At 64.1% G+C, this 22,492-nt stretch carries 11 protein-coding genes; 6 read left to right on the top strand and 5 right to left on the bottom strand.

Annotated features, from left to right (window positions below; translation table 11 throughout):
- Window positions 1-256 precede the first annotated feature (256 nt).
- Window positions 257-3,100, top strand: a complete 2,844-nt coding sequence (locus AC1RMD_RS24275) for a TonB-dependent receptor domain-containing protein (protein ID WP_492930208.1) — start codon at window positions 257-259, stop codon at window positions 3,098-3,100.
- 444 nt (window positions 3,101-3,544) lie between these two features.
- Window positions 3,545-6,415, top strand: coding sequence for a TonB-dependent receptor (locus tag AC1RMD_RS24270; protein ID WP_492930206.1), 2,871 nt, complete (start codon window positions 3,545-3,547; stop codon window positions 6,413-6,415).
- 55 nt (window positions 6,416-6,470) lie between these two features.
- Here AC1RMD_RS24270 and AC1RMD_RS24265 read toward each other — a convergent pair whose 3' ends face one another.
- From AC1RMD_RS24265 to AC1RMD_RS24245, 5 genes are all read right to left on the bottom strand, one after another.
- Window positions 6,471-9,383, bottom strand: coding sequence for a TonB-dependent receptor domain-containing protein (locus tag AC1RMD_RS24265; protein ID WP_492930204.1), 2,913 nt, complete (start codon window positions 9,381-9,383; stop codon window positions 6,471-6,473).
- Window positions 9,384-9,661: 278 nt separating this feature from the next.
- On the bottom strand, window positions 9,662-10,741 hold the full coding sequence (aroG, locus tag AC1RMD_RS24260) for a 3-deoxy-7-phosphoheptulonate synthase AroG (RefSeq protein WP_492930202.1): 1,080 nt from the start codon (window positions 10,739-10,741) through the stop codon (window positions 9,662-9,664).
- Between the two features lie 351 nt (window positions 10,742-11,092).
- Window positions 11,093-12,553 carry a metalloprotease TldD gene (gene tldD / locus AC1RMD_RS24255; RefSeq protein WP_492930200.1) on the bottom strand — a complete coding sequence of 487 codons (1,461 nt, stop codon included), beginning with the start codon at window positions 12,551-12,553 and terminating at the stop codon, window positions 11,093-11,095.
- A 53-nt stretch (window positions 12,554-12,606) separates the two neighbouring features.
- The gene (locus AC1RMD_RS24250) at window positions 12,607-13,404 is read right to left on the bottom strand and encodes a carbon-nitrogen hydrolase family protein (RefSeq protein WP_492930198.1); all 798 of its coding nucleotides are present in this window, start codon (window positions 13,402-13,404) and stop codon (window positions 12,607-12,609) included.
- 16 nt (window positions 13,405-13,420) lie between these two features.
- The gene (locus tag AC1RMD_RS24245; RefSeq protein WP_492930196.1) at window positions 13,421-17,623 is read right to left on the bottom strand and encodes a YhdP family protein; all 4,203 of its coding nucleotides are present in this window, start codon (window positions 17,621-17,623) and stop codon (window positions 13,421-13,423) included.
- A 196-nt stretch (window positions 17,624-17,819) separates the two neighbouring features.
- On the opposite strand from AC1RMD_RS24245, the gene glnE reads away from it, so the two are divergent.
- The 4 genes from glnE to AC1RMD_RS24225 all read left to right on the top strand — a co-directional run bounded on the left by glnE (window position 17,820) and on the right by AC1RMD_RS24225 (window position 22,487).
- Complete coding sequence (gene glnE, locus AC1RMD_RS24240; RefSeq protein WP_492930194.1) at window positions 17,820-20,567, top strand: bifunctional [glutamate--ammonia ligase]-adenylyl-L-tyrosine phosphorylase/[glutamate--ammonia-ligase] adenylyltransferase; 2,748 nt, start codon at window positions 17,820-17,822, stop codon at window positions 20,565-20,567.
- Between the two features lie 120 nt (window positions 20,568-20,687).
- A complete protein-coding gene (locus AC1RMD_RS24235) occupies window positions 20,688-21,149 on the top strand; it encodes a cache domain-containing protein (RefSeq protein ID WP_492930192.1) in 462 nt (153 codons plus the stop codon).
- Window positions 21,150-21,566: 417 nt separating this feature from the next.
- The gene (locus AC1RMD_RS24230; protein WP_492930190.1) at window positions 21,567-21,863 is read left to right on the top strand and encodes a hypothetical protein; all 297 of its coding nucleotides are present in this window, start codon (window positions 21,567-21,569) and stop codon (window positions 21,861-21,863) included.
- Between the two features lie 270 nt (window positions 21,864-22,133).
- Entirely contained in the window at window positions 22,134-22,487 is a 354-nt protein-coding gene (locus tag AC1RMD_RS24225) for a hypothetical protein (protein ID WP_492930188.1), read from the top strand.
- Window positions 22,488-22,492 lie beyond the last annotated feature (5 nt).

Here is a 22,492-nt window from a genome sequence, read left to right as displayed (position 1 = left end):
TTCCACGCCTTTTATTTGCCGCGCGCACCAAATTAGAGCGTTTTTCAGTGCATTTTTGGCGCACTGTTGCTATCGCGTAAAGAATAACCTTTAGCTATCGTTTTGAAAGTTTGTCCGTTGACAGCAAATGTCGCCGGGTGATCTGATGACCGAATGAAAAGAACGTTAGTGTTTTTTTCGAACGGCGAGCTATCGCCGATAAAAAAAATAATTCACACCCGTGTGTTTCATCGTTTTTAATTGGGAGCAGAAAATAATGATGGTTGAAACTGTATTGTCCCGTTCTGTACGCCTGATCTGCGCCAGTGGCCTGGCGATCGGCATGCAAGCGGCTGTTGCTCAGACCACGCCGGAGGTATCGGTCCAGCGCGTAGAGATCACCGGCTCCAGCATCAAGCGCATCACCGCGGAAGGCGCGCTGCCGGTCCAGACCCTGTCCAAGCTTCAGATCGAGCAGAGCGGCGCCAGCAGCGTGGCCGACCTGATCGCGACGCTGCCGTCGATGCAAGGCTTCACCACTTCCTCGATGTCGGTCAACGGCGGCGGCGGTGGTATCCAGACCGCGTCGATCCACGCCATCGGCGAAGGCTACACCCTGGTGCTGCTGAACGGCCGCCGCCTGGCGCCAGCCACCTCCGGCTCCACCGTCAACCTGGCCAGCATCCCATTGGCCGCGGTCGAGCGCGTCGAGATCCTGACCGACGGCGCCAACACGCTGTACGGTTCGGACGCGATTGCCGGCGTGGTCAACTTCATCCTGAAGAAAAACCAGACCGACCTGATCGTCGAAGGCACGTTCAACTCGCCCAAGAGCAGCGGTGGACAGAGCTCCAACGTGTCGATCTCCAAAGGCTGGGGCGAAATGGACAAGGACGGCTTCAACATCCTGGTCTCGGCCGCCCACGACGAAAGCCGCGCGCTGTACGCCAAGGACCGCGACTTCTCCAAGAGCGGCGTGATCCCGTTCATGGACAACGGCAAGCAATACAATCTGTACCAGCTGAGCTCGAACTCGATTCCGGGCAACGCCACCGTCAAATACAAGAACGCCGCCGGCACCGCCACCAGCAAGGCGTTCGGTCCGAACTTCCTGGAAACCGGCAAGTGCAACGGCCCCAACCTGTTCAACGTCGGCAACCGCTGCCTGTTCGACTACGCCGCCACCGTGCAGGACACGCCAGGCCTGAAACGCGATTCCCTGTTCGGCTCGCTGAACTACAAGATCAACAACGACACCACCTTCTTCGCTGAAGCGCTGGGCTCGTCGTTCAGCAACACCGCCCAGTACGCTCCGCCGGCACAGCCGCTGGGCATCCCGGTCGGCAGCGCGCTGTACAAGAAATCCATCCTGCCCTACCTGGCCCGCTTGGGCATCGACCCGGCATCGGTCACCAGCGTGGCGATGAACCTGCGCCTGGTGGACGCCGGCGGCCGCGCCGACGAATACAAGACCGACGCCCGCCACCTGGCGTTCGGCGTCGACGGCACCTTCAAGGGCTACGACTACCGCGCCGCCTACACCCACTCGGAAAACACCCAGAAGGATACGGCCGCAGGCGGTTACATGAGCCTGAACGCCTTCGACGCGCTGGTCAGCAACGGCAAGTTCGATCCGTTCGCACCGCCGGGCACCTCGCAAGCCGCACTGGCCCCGGCCGTGCTGCACAACCTGCTGAGCGAAACCAAATCGGCGATCGACGTGTTCCAGGTCAGCGGTTCGAGCGAACTGTTCAAAATGCCGGCCGGCATGGCCCAGCTGGCAGTCGGCGCCGACTACACCAAGCAGCACTATACGGAAGCGCCGGACGCCTACTCGCAAGGCCAGAACAAGCAGCAGCCTGACTTCACCGACGCCATCGTCGGCGGCGGCGCAGGCGCCCTGCCGATCGACGCCACCCGCAAAAACTGGGGTGCGTATGCCGAGTTGCTGCTGCCGGTCCTGAAGAACATGGACCTGACCGCATCGACCCGCTACGATGATTTCAGCGCCGTCACCAACGACAAGAACTTCGACACCGCAGGCAATCTGATTGCTCCGGGCAAGCAAGGCGAAAGCGCCAGCAAAGCCACCTACAAGCTGGCGCTGCGCTGGAATCCGGTCGATTCGCTGTTGATCCGCGGTTCCTACGGCACCGGCTTCAAGGCGCCTACGCTGACCAACATCGTCAAGCCGCTGGTCAACGGCGGTTCGTCGCAGTTCCACGCCTGCCCGATCACCGCGCCTACCGATCCGCGCTTCCCACTGTGCAACCCTGGTTCGTCGGAATACAATCTGCTGACCGGCGGTAACGGCGCGACCGGCGCCGGCTCGCTCAAGCCTGAGGAATCCAAGCAGTTCACCGCCGGCTTCCGCCTCGAACCGATGGCCAGCCTGTCGATCGGTTTCGACCTGTGGGACGTCAAGCTGACCAACCAGATCCAGACCCTGTCGGAAGACACCGTGTTCGGCAGTCCTAAGGTTTACGACAGCCTGCTGCGCAGCTACTACGACCCGATCCAGAAGCAGAACGTGCTGGCGGCCGCGCTGACCCCGTTCAACCTGGCTTCCTCGCACTTCCAGGGCATCGACTGGGATCACACCTACAAGAGCGCTACCCCGTTCGGCAAGCTGAACGTGCAGTGGACCGGTACCTTCATGACCAAGGCGGAACAGGAAACCCCTGAAAGCGGCGTCGAGAAGAACATCGGCCGCTTCAACTCCTACTCGGACGTGACCTTCCGCTGGATCTCGAAGCTGACCGCCTCGCTGCGCGTGAGCGACCGCTACACCCATGCGCTGACGGCCAACTACCACTCGGGCTACACCGACCAGGTGTACAGCGAAGACGACAGCGTGGTCAACGTGCTCAACGCCGACGGCAGCCAGGGCGACACCGTGGCGTTCAAGCGCCAGGTATCGTCGTACACCACCTTCGACTGGCAGAGCAAGGTCGCGTTCAGCAAGAAGTTCACGCTGACCGCCGGTATCAAGAACCTGTTCGATATCGCGCCGCCGTTCACCATCCGCAACGCTGGCGGCGGTAACCAGGCCGGCTACGATGGCCGCTACGCCGACCCGCTGGGCCGCCAGTTCTACCTGGTAGGTTCCTACAAGTTCTAAGCCCCAGGCCAGCGGCTGAACGCCGCCGGCCTTGCCGCCCCGTCTTTTTCGGAAGACGGGGCTTTTTGCGTTCTGGGCGGCGACAACTGTGGCGTTAATGTAACGCTCTGTATCATCATGCAAGCAGATTAACGCCAGCGCTCCCGCACCAGCTTGTTGCATGCCCGCGACGCCGGCGCCGTACTTTCCCTTCTTTTTAAAACTTAAACAATGTTTTATTACTAAGCGTGCCGCATGCACCAAATTAGAGCGCTTTTCTGCGCGGAAATGGGGGGCAGTTGTCCAGGCCGAATCCGGCGTCTTTTTGTCCATTCATAAATGTTTGCAACATTGACAGTAAAGACGGGCAGATGCTTTGATGAAGAAGTGAAGAACAAATGGTTCTTTTCACAAGACACTGAAGACACTTGGGTGTTCATCGTTTTTACATGGGAGAGCAAGATAATGATGGTTGAAACAGTATTGGCGCGGTCGGTGCGTCTGATGTGCGCCGGCGGCCTGGCCTTGGGCATGCATGCGGCGATCGCGCAAACGAGCGACACCAGCAACATCGCCCGGGTCGAGATCACGGGTTCGTCGATCAAACGTATCGCCAAAGAAGGTTCGCTGCCGGTCCAAACGCTGACCCGCGCCGACATCGATCAAAGCGGCGCCAACAACGTGGCCGACCTGGTCGCGCAACTGCCGTCGATGCAGGGCTTCATCACTTCCTCGACCTCGGTCAATGGCGGCGGCAACGGCGTGCAGACCGCGTCGATCCACGCCATCGGCACCCAATACACGCTGGTGCTGCTGAACGGCCGCCGCATGGCGCCTTACGGCACCGGCAGCGCGGTCAACCTGGCCAGCATTCCGCTGTCGGCCGTCGAGCGCGTCGAGATCCTGACCGACGGCGCTTCGACCTTGTACGGCTCGGACGCGATCGCCGGCGTGGTCAACTTCATCCTGAAAAAGAATGTCCAGGACCTGACCATCGAAGCCAACTTCGACGCGCCGCAGAAATCCGGCGGCAAGAGCGGCAACATCGCGATCACCAAGGGCTTCGGCGACCTGGAAAACGACGGCTACAACGTGCTGCTGGCCTACAGCCACGACGAGCAGAAAGAACTGAACTCGATCCAGCGCGACTTCGCCAAGACCGGCGCCCGCCGCTTCACCGAGAAAGGCAAGCAGTACGCGACCTGGCAAACCAGTATCAACTCGACCCCGGCCAACGTTGAAGTGCTGAACCCGAAGCTCGAAATCGACGAGGTACTCAACACCGACCTGCTGAACAAGGGTTCCTGCACCCAGACCAACACCTTCTCGCGCGGCGGCGCCTGCCGTTTCGACTACCCGGCCACCGTGCAGCTGCTGCCTGAGCTCAAGCGCGACAGCCTGTTCGCATCGGGCAAACTGCGCCTCAACAAGGAGACCACGCTGTCCGGCGAACTGGTGCTGTCGAAGTTCGTCAGCACCGCGCGCTACGCGCCGGCCGCCCAGCCGCTGACGGTGTTCAGCACCGACCCGGTCACCGGCGTCAAGACCACCAACCCGAACTACATCGGCGCCTACAACGCGAGCATCGTGCCGCTGCTGGGCCGCGTGGGCGTCAACCCCGCCGACGTCAGCGACGCGCTGTGGTTCTACCGCGGCGCCGACGCCGGCGGCCGCACCGATGAATTCCGCACCGACGCCGCCCACCTCGTGCTGGGGATCGACAGCTCGTACGCCGGCTGGGATGTGGGCGCGTCCTTCACCCATTCGCAGAACAAGCAGACCGACGAGGCGCTGGCCGGCTACATGAGCGGCGACAAGTTCGAGGAGCTGGTCCGCACCGGCGCCTACAACCCCTTCGTCTCCAACAGCGGCGCCGCCGCCGTGCTGGCCCCGGCCGTGCTGCACCAGCAGCTGGGCGCGATCAAATCCAAGCTCGACGTGATCGGCGCGCACGCCTCGCGCGAAGTGTTCGAGCTGCCGGGCGGCGCCGCCTCGCTGGGCCTGGGCGCGGACTTCACCAAGCAAACCTACCAGGACACGCCATCGAAGATCGCCATGGGCCCGGGCCCGGGCAATCCGGGCTGGACCGACGTGGAAATCGGCGGCGGCACCGGCGCCCAGGCGCTCGACGCCAGCCGCACCAACTGGGGCGCGTTCGGCGAGCTGCTGATGCCGATCGCCAAAAACCTGGAGGCGACCACCGCCGTGCGCTACGACAGCTACTCCGCCGTCGACAAGCACAACCTGAGCTACGACTCCAACAACAAGCCCGCGCCTGCGGGCAAGGTCGGCGAGGACGTGGCCAAGGCCACCTACAAGCTGTCGGTGCGCTACACCCCGACCTCGCAACTGCTGCTGCGCAGCTCCTACGGTACCGGCTTCAAGGCGCCGACGATGAACAACATCGCCGACCCGCTGAAGAACGCCGGCTCGTCGAGCGCCTTCCCCTGCCCGGTCAAAACACCTGATCCGCGCGCGGTCTACTGCCGTCCCGGCTCGTCCGAGTACGCGCTGCTCGACGTCGGCAACCCGGCCACCGGCGCCGGCGCGCTGAAGGCGGAGGAATCCAAGCAGGCGACCGTCGGCTTCCGCCTGGAGCCGACCAGCATGCTGTCGTTCGGCCTGGACCTGTGGGACGTCAAGCTGAAGAACCAGATCCGCACCTACTCGCAGGACCAGCTGTACACCAAGCCTGAGCTGAACCAGTACATCGCGGTGTACGCCGACCCTATCCAGAAGAGCAATGTGCTGGTGGCGGTCCGCAAGCCGCTGAACCTGTCGACGGCGCACTTCCAGGGCCTGGACTGGGACACCACCTTCCGCGCCGCCACGCCTATCGGCAAGGCCAGCGTGAACTGGACCGGTACCTACATGCTGAAAGCGGAGCAGGATGTGCCGCTGGTCGGCACCGAGAAGAGCATCGGCCGCTTCAACTCCTACGACGACGTGGTGTTCCGCGTGGTGTCGAAAATGGTGTTCTCGCTGAAGACCTCGGAGAAGCTGACCAACTCGCTGACCGTCAACTACCGTTCCGGCTACCATGACAAGCCGCTGACGGCAGACGACGCCGCCGTGCGCGAGATCAAGGCCGACGGCAGCATCGGCGACCCGGTCGCCATGGTGCGCGACGTCAAGTCGTACACCACGGTCGATTACCAGCTCAAGGCCAACTACATCAAGAACCTGACCCTGACCGGCGGCATCAAAAACCTGCTGGACCAGGACCCACCGCTGTCCGTGCGTAACTCGGGCGGCGGCAACCAGGTCGGCTACGACGGTCGCTACACCGACCCGCTGGGCCGTACCTTCTACGTCAACGCTTCGTACAAGTTCTAACCGTAGCTGCGTAATTAGAGCATCCAGCCCCCGGCCTGCGCCGGGGGCTTTTTTATTAGAACTTGTAGTTGCCGGTCAGGTAGAACGAGCGTCCGGCCGGATCGGTGTAGCGGCCGTCGTAGCCCAGCTGGTTGCCGCCGCCGGCGTTCTGCAGGGTCAGCGGCGGATTGCGGTCGAACAGGTTCTTGATGCCACCGGTCAGCGTGAAGCGGCCGAAGTCATACTTGCCCTGCCAGTCGACGGTGGTGTAGGACGGCGTCCACAAGCCGCCGAAGGCCACTGAATCGCCCACGCTGCCGTCCGGGTTGACGGCGAAGACGGCCGTGTCCAGCGGATAGGCCTGGTCGTGGTAGCCCGACTTGTAGTGCGCCGTCAGGGTGTTGGTCAGCTTGCCGTTGGTCAGGCTCAGCGCCAGGTTGCTCTGCACGCGGAACACCACCGCGTTGTCCGGGCCGAAGCGGCCGAGGTCGGAATTGACGTCGCCGCCGGCCTGGGTGGTGTAGTTCTGCTTGAGCATATACGTGCCGGTCCAGGCCGCCTTCCAGTCGCCGAACGGCGACTTGTTGCGGTAGCTGAAGTCCCAGTCCACGCCGCGGTAATTGGCCACGCCGCCGTTGATCGGCGCCTGGATGTAGCCGATGGTGGTGTAGCCGGCCGGGTCGGGATAGGGATTGACGAACAGCCGCTGGTACTGCTGCGGATTGGCGAAGCCGACCTGCTCCGGCACGCCGGCCGACAGCACCTGGTTGCGGATCTGCACATTCCACAAATCCAGTCCCAGCGACAGGCCGCGCAGCGCTTCGATGCGGCCGCCGAAGGTCCATTGCTTGGATTTCTCCGGCTGCAAACCCTCGCTGCCGCTGGCGCCGTTCGGGCCGGTCAGCAGGTCGTACTGCGCCTGGCCGACCAGGCAGCCGGGCGAGCCGGGGAACGGGCAGGCATAGCTGCCGGCGGTGCTGCCGGAGAAGGTCGGCGCGCCGGCGATGTCGCTGATGTTGGGGGTCTTGAAGCCGGTGCCGTAGGCGGCGCGCAGCAGCAGCGACTCGACCGGGGTCCAGCGCGCGCTGACCTTGTAGGTGGCGGCGCTGAAGGAGTTGCCCACCTCGCCCGACGGCAGGCGCGGACGCAGGCCGCTGGCGTCGGCCAGCTTGGCGAAGATGTACTCGCTGTGGGTCTTGTCGTAGCTGTCGTAGCGGCCGGAGACGGTCGCCTCGAAGGTCTTCGCCAGCGGCAGCAGCACCTCGCCGTAGACGCCCCAGTTGTCGCGGCGGGCGTCGAACGGCACCTGGCCGTAGTTGCCGCCCACCGGATAGTTGGCCGAGGCCGGCTGGGTCACGTAGCCGGAGTTGGCCAGGATGGTCGGATGGTAGGCGATCTGGTAGTGCGTCTTGGAATAGTCGCCGCCCAGCGAGATGATGGAGCTGCCGCCCGGCAGGCTGAACAGGTCGTGCTGCGCGCCCGCGTGCAGCGTGTTCAGCCTGGAGGTGCTGGTCGAGAAGGTGGTGCCGTTGACCAACGCGCCGCGCAGCTGGTCGGCGCCGCTGCCCATCACCGGATCGTAGGCGCCGGAGGCGACCAGCGCGTTGAGCTTATCGAAGTCCGAGTAGCCGCCGGCCGCGTTGTCCTTGATCTTGTTTTGCGACAGGATCAGGCTGGCGTTGTAGTTCCAGCCCCAGGCGTTGCCGTCGACGCCGACGGCGAAGTGGCGGGCGTCGGTGACGTACTCGTCGGCGCGGCCGCCGATCAGCACCGAGCGGTAGCCCAGCGTGCCGTCGCCGGTCGGGTTCTCCAGGTTGTTGGCGTCCAGGTAGGGCTGGATGTAGCGCTGGTACAGCTGCGGGAAACGGTCGGTGGCATTGACGCCCATCGGCTGCGCCGACGGCGCGTACTGCGCGGTCATCGAATAGCTCGACAACACCAGTTCGCTCCACAGTTTGGTGTCCTCGTTGAGCTGCCAAGTGCCTTTCAGCAGGCCGCTGTCGCGCCGCGAACCGGGCACGTCCTCGACGGTGGCGCCATAGTTGAAGCGGCACTGCGTGCCCAGCGGACCGGCCAGCGGACCGCCGCAATTGCCGTTGGCGGCCAGGTAGGGATTGATCGCCACGCCGCTGGTCTCGACCGTGCCGGCCGAGCCGCGCGGCCGCACATTGAAGGTGATGTTGGCCGGTTCGGTGTTGCCGGTGCGCTGGTCGAACCAGTACTGCTTGCCGCCGCTGCCGAACTTGAAGAAGGCGCCCTGCGCCGAGAAGGGGCGCTGCAAGGCCGTCAGGCGTTGCTGCTCGTCGTGGCTGTAGGAAAACAGCAGGTTGAATTTGTCGGTGTCGAGATCGCCCCAGCCCTTGGTCAGGCCGGCGCTCGACCAGCGCCCGCCGGACTTGCGCGGCTGGCCATAGGTGGCGTAGGCCTCGCCCTTGGTCAGGTTCTTTTTCAGGATGAAGTTGACCACGCCGGCGATCGCGTCCGAGCCGTACAGCGCCGAGGCGCCGTCGCCGAGGATCTCGACCCGCTCCACCGCCTCCAGCGGGATGCTCTCGATGTTGACGGCGTAGCCGCCGCCCTGGCCGGTGCCGAGCAGGCTGGGCGCCAGGCGCTGGCCGTCCAGCAGCACCAGCGTGTACTTCGACGGCAGCGAGTGCAGCGCCGCCGTGGTGACGCCGGCGCCGCCGCCGTTGACCGAACTGGACGACGGCACGAAGCCCTGCATGGCCGGCAGCATCTGGATCAGCTCGGTCGCGGAGGTGGCGCCGCTCTGCTTGATGTCGGCGCTGGTCAGCACCTGCACCGGCAGCGCGCCTTCCTTGGCGATACGCTTGATCGACGAGCCGGTGATCTCGACCCGCTGCATGGGCTGCCGGTCGGCCACGCTGTCCTGCGCGATGGCCGGCAAGGCCAGCCAACCCAGGCCGGCAATGGCGCCGCCCGAAAACATCCATCGCAAGGAACGCGACAACACTCTTTCTTTAATCATGACTTACCTCCGCTCTTATTTTTGGCTACACCGGTCCCACGCCCGCCGCCGGGATGGCAACAGGTCGCTCTAAAAACAGGACAGGTGAATTAACGAAGGAAGGTGTTCAACGACACCCCCCATGCCTTATATAAAAACATGCGAGGAAGTTAAGGTCAATCGAACTTGTATCACATTCGGGGTTCTTACAACACTCTCGATCGCCATCCGCAAAAACAAAGGGACCCATATGGCGATTGGGTCCCTTTGTATCTCGAGTGTAACGGCGCGACGTTGTGTTACTTGGACGCGGCCTCGGCCGCCTGGGTGGCGAGGCGGCGCTGGCGCACGGCGGCGGCCAGGCCGTGCAGCACTTGCACGCTGCTGTCCCAGTCGATGCAGCCGTCGGTGACCGACTGACCGTAGGTCAATTCCTTGCCCGGCACCAGATCCTGGCGGCCCGCCACCAGGTGCGATTCGACCATCACACCGACGATGCGGTTGTCGCCGCCCGCCACCTGGAGGCCGATGTCGGCGCACACCGGCACCTGGTTTTCCGGCTTCTTCGAGCTGTTGGCGTGCGAAGCGTCGATCATCAGGCGCGCCGCCAGGCCGTGCGCGGCGATCGCCTTGCAGGCTTCGTCGACGCTGGCGGCGTCGTAGTTCGGCGCCTTGCCGCCGCGCAGGATGATGTGGCAATCCTCGTTGCCGTTGGTGGACACGATGGCCGAGTGGCCGCCCTTGGTCACCGACAGGAAATGGTGCGGCTGCGAAGCCGCCTTGATCGCCTCGACCGCGATCTTGACGTTGCCGTCGGTGCCGTTCTTGAAGCCGACCGGGCACGACAGGCCGGAAGCCAGTTCGCGGTGCACCTGCGATTCGGTGGTGCGGGCGCCGATCGCGCCCCAGCTGATCAGGTCGGCGATGTATTGCGGGCTGATCACGTCCAGGTATTCGGTGCCGGCCGGCAAGCCCAGTTCATTGATGTCGCGCAGCAATTCGCGCGCCATGCGCAGGCCGTCGTTGATGCGGAAGCTGCTGTCCATGTAGGGGTCGTTGATCATGCCCTTCCAGCCGACCGTGGTGCGCGGTTTTTCGAAGTAGACGCGCATCACGATCTCCAGGTCGCCCGCCAGTTCGCGGCGCAGCAGCACCAGCCGGCGCGCGTATTCCATCGCCGCCTTGGGATCGTGGATCGAACACGGGCCGACCACCACCATCAGGCGGTCGTCCTGGCCGTGCAGGATGCGGTGCAGCGCGACGCGGGCGTCGGCCACGGTCTGCTCGGCGTTTTCAACGCAGGCGAATTCGCGGATCAGGTGGGACGGCGGCGTTAATTCCTTCATTTCACGGATGCGCAAATCATCGGTACGGGGCATGCTGTTCTCCAGTTAATGAATCTAAAAGTCAGGGTAAAAAAAAACCGCCTCGGGAGGCGGTTTTTCAGGAATTTGCGGGAACTCGTCTTTGCTTCTACGTGCACCGGCCGCTACTCCACCGCCTCGAGGTTGGAATCGCTAAAGTAAAAATAGGTGGTAAAGAAGAAGCGGCTCATGATGGTGTTCCGAAAGTATTGGAATGACTATAACGCTATTGCTAACGGCTTGGCAAGTAGTTTATGGCTATAAGCTAATACGGGGGTCAAGTCTGACATTCGGACACGAGCTCTGCCGTAACATGCCGTTACGGCAGAGCTCGTGTCCGAATGTCAGACTTGACCCCCGTGGTTTTTAGGCGGTGCCGCCGACGGTCACGCCGTCGATCCGCAGGGTCGGCTGGCCGACGCCCACCGGCACGCTCTGGCCTTCCTTGCCGCACACCCCCACGCCCGGGTCCAGCCGCATGTCGTTGCCGATCATGGAGACGCGGTTCAGCACTTCCGGACCGTTGCCGATCAGGGTGGCGCCTTTGACCGGGTAGGTCACCTTGCCGTCTTCGATCATGTAGGCCTCGCTGGCCGAGAACACGAACTTGCCGTTGGTGATGTCGACCTGGCCGCCGCCGAAGTTGACCGCGTACAGGCCGTTCTTGACCGAGGCCAGGATTTCCGCCGGGTCCTGGTCGCCGCCCAGCATGTAGGTGTTGGTCATGCGCGGCATCGGCAGGTGGGCGAACGATTCGCGGCGGGCGTTGCCGGTCACCGGCATCTTCATCAGGCGCGCGTTCATGGTGTCCTGGATGTAGCCTTTCAGGATGCCGTCCTCGATCAGCGTGGTGCACTGGGTCGGGTTGCCTTCATCGTCGATGTTGAGCGAGCCGCGGCGGTCGGCCAGGGTGCCGTCGTCGACCACCGTCACGCCCTTGGCGGCGACGCGCTGGCCGATCATGCCGGAGAAGGTCGACGAACCCTTGCGGTTGAAGTCGCCCTCGAGGCCGTGGCCGATCGCCTCGTGCAGCAGGATGCCGGGCCAGCCCGGTCCCAGCACCACGGTCATCGGACCGGCCGGCGCCGGCCGCGCGTCCAGGTTGACCACCGCCGACTTGACGGCGTCGGCCGCGTATTCTTCCAGCAGCGCGTCGCTGAAGTAGCCGTAGTCGTAGCGGCCGCCGCCGCCGGACGAACCCATCTCGCGGCGGCCGTTCTGCTCGACGATCACCGTCAGCGACACCCGCACCAGCGGCCGGATGTCGGCCGCCAGCACGCCGTCGCTGCGCACCACCAGCACCACGTCGTATTCGCCGGCCAGGCTGGCCATCACCTGCACCACGCGCGGATCCTTGGCGCGCGCCATCTTCTCGACGCGCTCCAGCAGCTTGACCTTGGCGGTCGCGTCGAGCGAAGCGAGCGGATCGTTGGGCAGGTACAGCGAGCGGCCGCCGGTCGGCGTCATCGCGCCGGCCACCTTGATCTTGCCGGCGCCGGCGCGGGCGATGGTGCGCGTGGCCGAGGCCGCGTCCATCAGGGCCGCTTCCGAAATATCGTCCGAATAGGCGAAGGCGGTCTTGTCGCCCGAAACGGCGCGCACGCCGACCCCCTGGTCGATCGAGAAACTGCCGGTCTTGACGATGCCCTCTTCCAGGCTCCAGCCCTCGTTCTTGGTGAACTGGAAATACAGGTCGGCGTAGTCGACCTTGTGGGTGAACATCGAGCCCAGCGTTTTAAGCAACTTGGCTTCGTCCAGCCCGAACGGCGTCAGCAGGATGTCGCGCGCCACGGCAAGGGTGGACAGATTCGGTTCAAATGGCTTCATGATGGTGTCTTCTAATAGTGTGGTGCAATTGTAGCGGAGTTCCCCTGCGCCGTTTACATGGTTCTGTGCTTCAGCGCCGGCAGGCTCTGGCGCACGCTGTCCATGAACATCAGGTCGATGTCGCCGTGGACCACGCCCTCGCCCTCGGCCAGCACGCTCTTGACCGCGCCCCACGGGTCGATCAGCATGCTGTGGCCCCAGGTGCGGCGGCCGTTCGGATGGGTGCCGCCCTGCGCCGCCGCCAGCACATAGCACTGGTTTTCGATGGCGCGCGCGCGCAGCAGGATTTCCCAGTGCGCATGGCCGGTGGTGTAGGTGAACGCGGCCGGCACGACGATCAGCGACACCGGCCCCATGGCGCGGTACAGCTCGGGGAAGCGCAGGTCGTAGCAGACCGACATGCCGACCTTGCCGAACGGCGCCTCGAACACGCCGACATGCCGGCCCGGCACGATGGTCTTCGATTCATTGTAGGACTCGGTGCCCTTGCTGAAGCCGAACAAATGGATCTTGTCGTAGCGGCCCACGTGCTCGCCCTGCGGGTTGTAGACCAGCGTGGTGTTGATGACTTTTTCCGGATCCTCGGAGGCCAACGGCAGGGTGCCGCCGATCAGCCAGATCTCCAGCTCGCGCGCCAGCGCGGACATGAAGTCCTGGATAGGCCCCTGGCCCAGCGGCTCGGCGACGGCGACCTTGTCGCTGTCCTGCAAGCCCATGATGGCCCAGTACTCCGGCAGCAGCACCACGGTGGCGCCGGTCGCGGCGGCCTGCCTGACCAGGCGGCGCGCGCTGGCGATATTTTCCGTCACGGACGGCGAGGAAATCATTTGTACTGCGGCGACTGTATTCATGGCTATCCCATTCAATTTAGTGCATGCCCTTGGCGGCGGGCGGCGGTTCAACTTTGGATGCGTCGAGCTTGGTCACCACCGGCGCCTTCCATGGGCCGGTGACCTGCATATGATAGGTCAATGCCTTCATCACCGGCGCACTCAGGAACAGCTGCGCCAGGAAACTGCCCAGGCCGATCACCGGATTGACGGCCAGCGCGTACACCAGCGGCGCCGTGCCCAGATTCACTTCCGGTATCACCACCACATGCAGGTTGGTGGTTTCGTTGGCGATGTCGGCGCTGCCGTCCATCAGCACGGTGGCGGCCACGCCGTGCATTTTCAAATTGTCGGTCTTGGCGATGCCGTGGTTGATGGCGGCGTTGGCGGTGATGCCGTCGAAGGCCAGGCCGTCCGAGAAAACGTCGTGGAAGTCCAGCTTGAGCAGGCGCGGCAAGGCTTGCAGGCTGAGCACGCCGAGCAGCTTGGCGGCGCCCGGGTCCTGCTTCAGGAACTGGCCTTTTTCCACGTTGAGCTTGATGTCGCCGGACAGGCTGGGCAGGTCCAGCGAATACGGCAGGCCCTTCCAGGCGATGTCGCCGTTGAGCGTGCCCTTGCCGTTGCGCAGCGTGCCGACGAAGCCGAAGCGGTCCAGCAGCTTGCCGGCGTCGGCGATGTCGAGATTGAAGTTCAGGCTGGTGGTGTGGACGCCGTCCCTGGTGACCCATTTGCCGGTGCCCTTGAGCTCGCCGTCCGGGTTGGCCAGCGACAGCTTGCCGACCCGCCATTCGCGGGCGCTCGGCAACTGCGCGTTGCTCGCCTGCAGCTCCAGCCGGCCCAGCTGCTTGTTGAACAGTTCGAAGCGGTCGACCACCACGTCCAGCGCCGGAATGGTGGCGGCCGCGCTCTTGCCGTCCAGCAGATCCAGCACATCCTTCGAGGCCGATTCCGGGATCACCAGCGACGACAGGCGCGCCGTCACCTTGCCCAGGCCCTGGCCGGTGGACGGCTCGCTCCAGGTCACATAGCCGTTGGCCTGGCTGGAATCGACGCTGGCCTGCCACACCGCTTTCTGCCGGCTGACGCCGACCACCACGTTCTCCAGCTTGCGGTCGCCGATCACCAGCTCGCCGGCGCGCGCGGCGATGGTGTCGGGCATCACGTATTGGGCGACATCGACGGCGTCGGCGGCGTCGGGCGCGGCGGCCGGCTCGGCCTGGCCGGCGATCTCGCCGCCGAAGTCCAGCCAGGCGTCGACGTTCAGCGCGCGCAGGCTGAGGTTGAAGGCCATGCCGCTGTCCGGCTCCGGCGCCGGCGCGTTGACGCCGATGCCGCCGCGCACCAGCTTCCACGGCGTCTTGCCGATTTTCTGGCGCTGGTAGCGCGCGTTGATGTTGCCGCCGAGGGCGATGCGCATCTCGTCGTGCACGGCGCCGGCGGCGTCCGGCGTCAGCGCGCTGGTGAGCACGAAGCGCACCGGCAGCGCATCCGGCGCGGCCTTTTTGAGCGGCGCCGGCAGTTCGATGCCGAGGCCGTTCAGCGTGGAGTCCACCGCCACCACCACCTGGTGCTCGCGCGCCGTGATCGTGCCGGTGTAGCGGGTGCCGCCCGAGAAGTGGCTGGACAGGCGCTGCATGGCCGGCATCGGATAGGTCTTGCGGAAACCTTCGGCCGTCATCGCGCCGGCCAGCTTGACGACGATGGCGTTGTCCTTCTGGCTGCCGCCGCTGATGCTGACCGGCCCGCCGAGGAAGTTGCCCGACAGCTGGTTCAGGTTGACGCCGTGCTCGTTGAACTCGATCTTGCCCTGCGACGCCAGCACCGGCGGCAGGTCGTTCATCAGCACGATGTCGTTGTTGGCCAGTTGCAGCGCGCCCTGCACCTTGGCGTCTATCATGTGCGACAGTGGCAGGCGCAGGCTCAGCGCCAGCTTGGCGTTGCCGCTGGCCTGGGTTTCGTCGGTGAAGTGCGAGATCCATTCGAGCACCGGGCTGACGCCCATGTACTTGAGGAATTCCTGCATCGGCCCGGCGGCGTTGCCGTCGATCTCCAGCATCGCATCGTGGAGCGTCAGGTCGGGGATCACCGCCTTCACGCCGGCCAGCGCGACGCCGGCGGTGGTGGCGGTGTCGCCGTGGATTTCCATGCGGGCGCGGTCGAACACGAAGCTACCCTTGATGTGCTCGGCCTGCGGCCACAGCGGCAGCGGCTTGCCGTCCTTGCCCAGCTCCTTGCCGTCGTGCAGGAAATTGCCCGGCGAATAATTGAGCTTGCCCTCGGTCAGCTTGCCGGCCACGCGGAATTCGCCGCGCGCCTTGTCGGCGCCCGTGTCGCCGTGGAAGGGGAAGTGCGCCAGGTCGCCGCGCAGGCGCAGCGTGACGTCGCTGGCGACGCCGCCTTCGAGCGCGCCGGTCAGCCAGGCGCGCAGGTCGTGCGGCGTCTGCAGCGGCAGATAGTAGTCGATACGGTTCAGCTGGAAGCCGTTCAGCGTGCCGCTCAGGTCGACCTGGCCGGCGCCCTTGCCGGCCAGCGGCATCCTGTGCGAGCCTTGCAGGGTGCCGCTCAGGCCGTTTTGCAGGAAGTCCATGCTGTCGATCTGGAACAGCAACTGGTGGTCCGGCTCGAACGACCAGCGCGCCTTCAGGTTCAGGCGGTCGAACGGCATCGTCGCTTCGCTGAAGTAGTCCGGCATCTGCAGCACCAGTTGGGTCGAAGCCAGGTTGAAGCTGCCGCCCTTTTCGGTGGCGTCGATGGCGCCGCTCAGGTTGTCGAAGCCGGGGATGGCGGGCAAGGCGGCGCTGGCCGGCGACCTGGCGGTTTTCGGCTGCGCCGGGCGCGGCGGCTGCGGCTTCAGGCCCAGGCCGGCCAGCTCGCCCTTGACGCGGTAGGACTGCAAGGCCGGATAGCTGCCCTGCCATTCGGCGGAAAAGTTTTGCAGCAGGCCGCGCGGCGCGAAATCGGCCAGCAGCTTGCGCTGGTGCTCGCTCAGCGGCAGGCGCTCGGCCAGGCCGGCCATGGTTTGCAGGTCCAGCTGGCGGGCGCGGATTTCATAGCGCTCCGGCTTGGCGCCGCTGGCGACGGTGTAGTGTTCGGACAACGAGGTCGGCGCCATCAGCAGGCCGTCGCTGGTGGTCAAGGTCAGCTTGGTCAGCTCGACGCTGTGGCCCAGCGCGCCGAAACGCGGCCGCACGGCGCCCTGCTTGAGCAGCGGCGCGTTGGCCGGCAGCTCTTCGCGGGCGGCGATGCGGCCGCTGAGCTGGCGCAGGTCCAGCAGCGGCAGTTCCTTGCCGAGCACGGCGGAAACATCGCGCAGGTCGACGTCGGCGGTAAAGCCGGTCACGCGCGACTGCTCGATGCCGACCCAGGCGCGCAGCGAACCGCCGCCGCTGTTGAGCTCGAACGGGAAGTCCAGCCAGGGCTTCCACGCCAGCAAATCGGTGCCGCGCACGTCGGCATACAGCTCGCCCTTCCACATCGACAGGTTGGACACGCGCGCGCCGAAGGCGGGATGGCTGAAGTCGGCGCGCAGGTCGAGCGGCGCGGCCAGCGTGGCCGGCGGCGTCGCCTTCAGCGCCAGCTGGTGATGCAGCCACTGGTTGCGCAGCAGGATGCTGACGCCGTCCAGCGCCAGCGGCGGCGCGCCGCGCTGCAGGTCGGTCCATTGCAGGCGGCCTTCGCGGATGACGATTTCGCGCTGCGACAGCAGCCAGTCGGCGCCGCGGCCGTCGCTCGGCTGGCGCGGGTCGATGTAGATGCCGGCCACCAGCAGGCGGCCGTCGGCTTCGCGCCGCAGCTCGAGGTCGGGCCGCACCAGCTCCAGCGATTCGAAGCGCACCGCGCCGGCCAGCACGCTCCACCACGACAGGGTGGCCGACACGCTCGGCAGGGTCAGCGCCTGCCGGCCGCGCTGGTCGTGCAGCACCACGTCGCCCAGGAACAGGTTGGGACGCAGGCCGGTCCAGGAAGCGTAGATGCGGGAAATGGTGACGCGGTTGCCGACCGCGCCGCTGGCCAGGCGCTCGATATCGCCCTTGTAGTGGTCGATATTCGGCAGCACCAGGTAGCGCAGCGTCAGGAACAGGATGGCGAAGGCGAAATACAGCAGCAGGAACAGCTTCAGCGTGAAGCCCAGCACATGATGGCTGGCCAGGTTGCAGATGCGATAGGCGGCACGCAGCCGGTGCCAGCGCGCGGCCAACGGCCCCTCGTCTGTCACAGTCCCCTCTTCTGGTTTTTGCATCAATAAGCTAATAAATCAGGCCATGCGTCAAATAAATCGCTAAACTCGGTTTCAAGCTTTTATGCCTGCGCAGCAATTCTACCGCATCACCTGTGCTAGCCAGCGCCGCCTAGCGCGGCTGTGCACCGGTTTTACGTGCAATATATGCTGTTACCCATGCTGTTACCGACTAACTGTTCCAGGAAACACGTTGCCCATGATTGCACCAACCGCGTCTCGTTTTTACCAGCGCTGGCTGGCCGCCGCTTCCGACCGCGCCGCCAAGGCTGATGATTTAGCGCAATTATCGCTTGCCCAGATTAATCTTGCTGATTATTTAGCAAAAGAAGCCGCCAACGTGCCGGCAGGCGCCCCGCCGCTGCCGCTGGTGCGCGCCATGCGCCGCCTGCGCAATCTGCTGGTGTGCGTGCTGATCCGCCGCGACCTGGAAGGCAAGGCCAACCTGGCCGAGGTGGTGGAGGCCATGACCCGCTTCGCCGATTTCGCCATCCAGCAGCACATGGTCGAGATTTACGCGGAAATGACGGCGACGCACGGCGTGCCGATCGGCCGCGATTCCGGCCTGGCGCAGGAGCTGATGGTGCTGGGCATGGGCAAGCAAGGCGGCGGCGAACTGAATGTCTCGTCCGACATCGACCTGATCTTCGTCTACCCCGAGGACGGCGACACCGCCGCCGGAGCGGGCCAGCGCAGCCTGTCCAACCACGAGTTCTTCATCCGCCTGGGCAAGAAGCTGATCGCGGCTTTATCGGAGATAACGGAAGATGGCTACACGTTCCGCGTCGATATGGCCTTGCGACCGAACGGCGGCTCCGGCCCGCTGGCCGCCAGCCTGAGCATGGTGGAGCAATACCTGATCGTCCAGGGCCGCGAATGGGAGCGCTACGCCTGGGTCAAGGCGCGCGCCGTGACCGGCCGCCCCGAGGACATCGCCGCGCTCGACGCCATTGTGCGGCCGTTCGTGTTCCGCCGCTACCTGGACTTCGGCGTGATCGACGCCATCCGCAATATGCACGCGCAGATCCGCGCCGAGGTCAACCGCCAGGAGCGGCTGCACCCGGACCGCAGCAACAACGTCAAGCTGGGCCGCGGCGGCATCCGCGAGATCGAGTTCCTGGCGCAGGTGTTCCAGCTGATACGGGGCGGCCGCGACGCCGCCCTGCGCGACCGCTCGACCCGCACCACGCTGCGCATCATCGCCGAGAAGGGCCTGCTAAGCCACGCCATCGTCTATCAACTGCTGGCTTCCTACACCTTCCTGCGCAACCTGGAGCACCGCCTGCAATACCTGGACGACGCCCAGACCCACACCCTGCCGGCCAACGACGCCGACCGCCTGCTGGTGGCGCAGATGATGGGCCTGGCCGACACCGCCACCCTGCTGACCCAGATCGAGGCCCACCGCCAGTTCGTCGCCGGCCAGTTCGATGAAATGTTCTCGGACAAGACCAGCGGCGGCGACCACGACATCAATCCGCAGTCCAGCAACGAGTGCGCCGATCCCGACAACCGCGAAGCGATGGTGTCGCGCTTCGCCGCGCTGGGATTCGACGATCCCGAGGGCGCGGCCAAGCGCCTGATCTCGACCTGGCAGGCGCCGCGCCTGCAGTCGCTGCCGGAAGCCAGCCGCAACCGCCTGCTGGGACTGGTCAACGCGGCGCTGCCGCTGATCGTCCAGTGCTCGCTGGAATCGAGCGGCGGCAACCAGCAGGCCACGCTGGGCCGGCTGCTGGATTTCCTGGAGGCAATCGCGCGCCGTTCGGCCTATCTGTCGCTGCTGACCGAGTATCCGCACACGCTGGCGCGGGTGATCCGCATGGTGCACGCCAGCGGCTGGGCCGCGCAATTCCTCAGCCAGCACCCGATCCTGCTCGACGAGCTGCTGGACGACCGGGTGCGCAACGCCGTGTTCGACCCGGTGGCGCTGGCGGCCGACCTGGAAATCCAGCTGGCCGCGGCGCCCGGCGACACCGAGCGGCAGATGGATATCCTGCGCGAAATCCATCACGCCCAGCTGTTCCACCTGCTGGCCCAGGACCTGGCCGGCGACCTGACGGTGGAAAAGCTGGCCGACCACCTGTCGGCGCTGGCCGACACCATCGTCGCCGCCGCCATCAAGGCGATCTGGCAGATGGTGGCCACGCGCCACCGCGAGGTGCCGCAGTTCGCGGTGATCGCGTACGGCAAGCTGGGCGGCAAGGAGCTGGGCTATGTGTCCGACCTCGACGTGATCTTCCTGTACCACGACAGCGACCAGGAGGCGCCGGCCCAGTACGCCAAGCTGGCGCAGCGCTTTATTACCTGGATGACATCGCACACTTCGGCCGGCATCCTGTTCGACATCGATACCGCGCTGCGTCCGGACGGCGCCAGCGGCATGCTGGTGTCGAGCGTGTCGGCGTTCGAGAAATACCAGAGCAGCTCGGCCTGGGTGTGGGAGCACCAGGCGCTGACCCGCGCCCGCTTCTGCGCCGGCGACGCGGCGATCGGCGCGCGCTTCGAGGAAATCCGCGAGGCGGTGCTGCGCAAGGAACGTCCGGCCGACGGTCCGCTGAAGCAGGAAGTCATTGCAATGCGGAAACGCATGGTCGACGCCAAGCCGAATCACAGCGAGCTGTTCGACCTGAAACAGGATCCGGGCGGCATGATCGACATCGAGTTCATCGTCCAGTTCCTGGTCCTGCAACACGCGGCGGCCTACCCGCAGCTGACCGCCAACTACGGCAATATTGCACTTTTGAAAATGTGCGGCGAGCTGGGTTTGATCGACGCCGGACTGGCGGCGCGGGTCGGCGACGCCTACCGGCAGTTGCGCAAGTTACAACACCAGCTGCGCCTGCAAGGCCAGGACCTGGCGCGGGTCGATCCGCAATTGGTGGCGGTCCACGCGGCCCAGGTATTGGAATTATGGCGTAGTATCTTTGAAGACAACGTTGCCATATAACAACGAACCCTTGGTTCAATTGCCTCGTCTGTGATTTAAAGCCGGCAACTACAGTAATATTGAAATCCACAACAGCAGAGCGCCCAGCGCCATCGCAGTTTTATTCAAAGGAGAAATGATATGAAAGCATTATTCGGTGCCGCGGCGTTAAGCCTAAGCATGTTTGCAATGTCATCGACCGCTGTGGCCGCCGACAAGGGAACGCCTGACGAAGCGGTCGCCATGGTAAAGAAAGCGGTGGCCCTGGTTAAATCCGACGGCAAAGAAAAGGCTTTCGCCGCGATTTCCGATCCGGCCAATACGGATTTCCACGACCGCGATCTGTATATTTATGTGTACGATTTAAATGGGGTCGCCTTAGCCCACGGTAATAATCCCAAGATGGTCGGCAAACCTTTGATTACCCTCAAGGATAATGAAGGCAAACCGATGATTAAAGAAATGGTCGACCTCGCCAAATCCAAGGGCAAGGGCTGGGTGGATTTCAAATGGCCGAATCCGGTCACCAAGGCGGTGGAAGCCAAATCCGGCTATATCGAAAAAGTCGACGACATGTTGGTCGGCTCCGGCATTTACAAATAAAGGCAGCAACGCGACGCGACAACCGGGACGATGTCCCGGTTTTTTTTCGCCTTGATTCTGCGATCGTGCCAAAAATTGGCGCGTAAACGCCAAAAACGAGCTTATAGCCTGGGAAACTCTTCGGCAGCCTGGTCAGTCTTTCAGCGGCGATATTCCACAATAACCGCGACACACCCAAAGAGTTGGACCATGAACAATGAAACGATGATCGCCGGCTCAATTCGCCTGCCGTGCAAATATTAAACTCGGCGGATACTGCCGCGTCCGGCGTCACCAATCCGCAGGATCTTTTTGCAAAAGAATTCGACGATGGGCACGTCGACTATTCGCCGCGCCAATTCAAATTGCCAGACATCGAGCGCCGGCGTTTGCACGTTGTGTTTATGAAACCTCGGCGATTCCCGCACTCTGGTATTAATGAATGAGCGCCGCGTTGTCTCCCGCGTGCATGGAGATACTGCGGTCGATCTCAACGCCATACCCACGGACTTTATCGACCGGGTGGAATTATTAACCGACGGCGCCTTCGCCACTTATGGCTCCGATGCCGTGGTCGACGTGGTCAATGTCATTCAGAAGAGAAACTTTAACGGCACGCTACGCGACGCGCAAACCGGCCGCAGCAGCGAAGGCGACGACTTTAAAAAGAAACTGGCACTGACTTTCGACACCACCAGCGCCGACGGCGCCAGCAACGTCATGGTTATTCCGTAGAATCAAAATGGCGCGACCGGTTTCCACCGTTCGGCCTAGCGCCAGAGCCTCGTGCCGACCAAGCCTTACTGTTTGCCACCAAATGCAACTGGACGTTCAACGACAGCCACAGCGTATTTTTCGAAGGCACTGATGCCTCGCCTAAGGCAGATTTCTTCCGCTCCGCCAAGCGATCCTAGAGATTTTGATCCACATCAATCATTTTTTAGATCGATCTCCGTAGCATGGACAGCGGTTTCCATCGCATCCATTACGATCCGGAGTTCTACCATGGGCAAACTGCATCCATGTCTAATGGCGCTATGTGCATACGCCGTCCTGTTGCCGCCAGCAGTGTCCAGTGCTGCCGCGCAGGAGACCGACGCTGCCATGCCTGGCAAAACCGAGGATAGCCGCACCGTGGCCAAGAAGCCGGTGCCGCCGCATAATCACATGCGCGAGGCCAAGGGCATGTCCATACCCGCGAAGCAGTTGCAAGCGGACCAGAGCGCCATGCCAGTCACCGATAAGGGCGGCGCCGCCCCCGTTCCGGGCGCCAATCAAAAGGCATTGACCAAGAAAAGACCAGGTCCGCACAGCCACCAGCAAGACGGCAAGGGCATGTACCTGCCCGACAAGAGGTAAGCGTC

The organism is Duganella sp. GW822-FHT06D06 (genome assembly GCF_058799615.1).
This window is presented reverse-complemented; position numbering and strand designations above follow the sequence as displayed.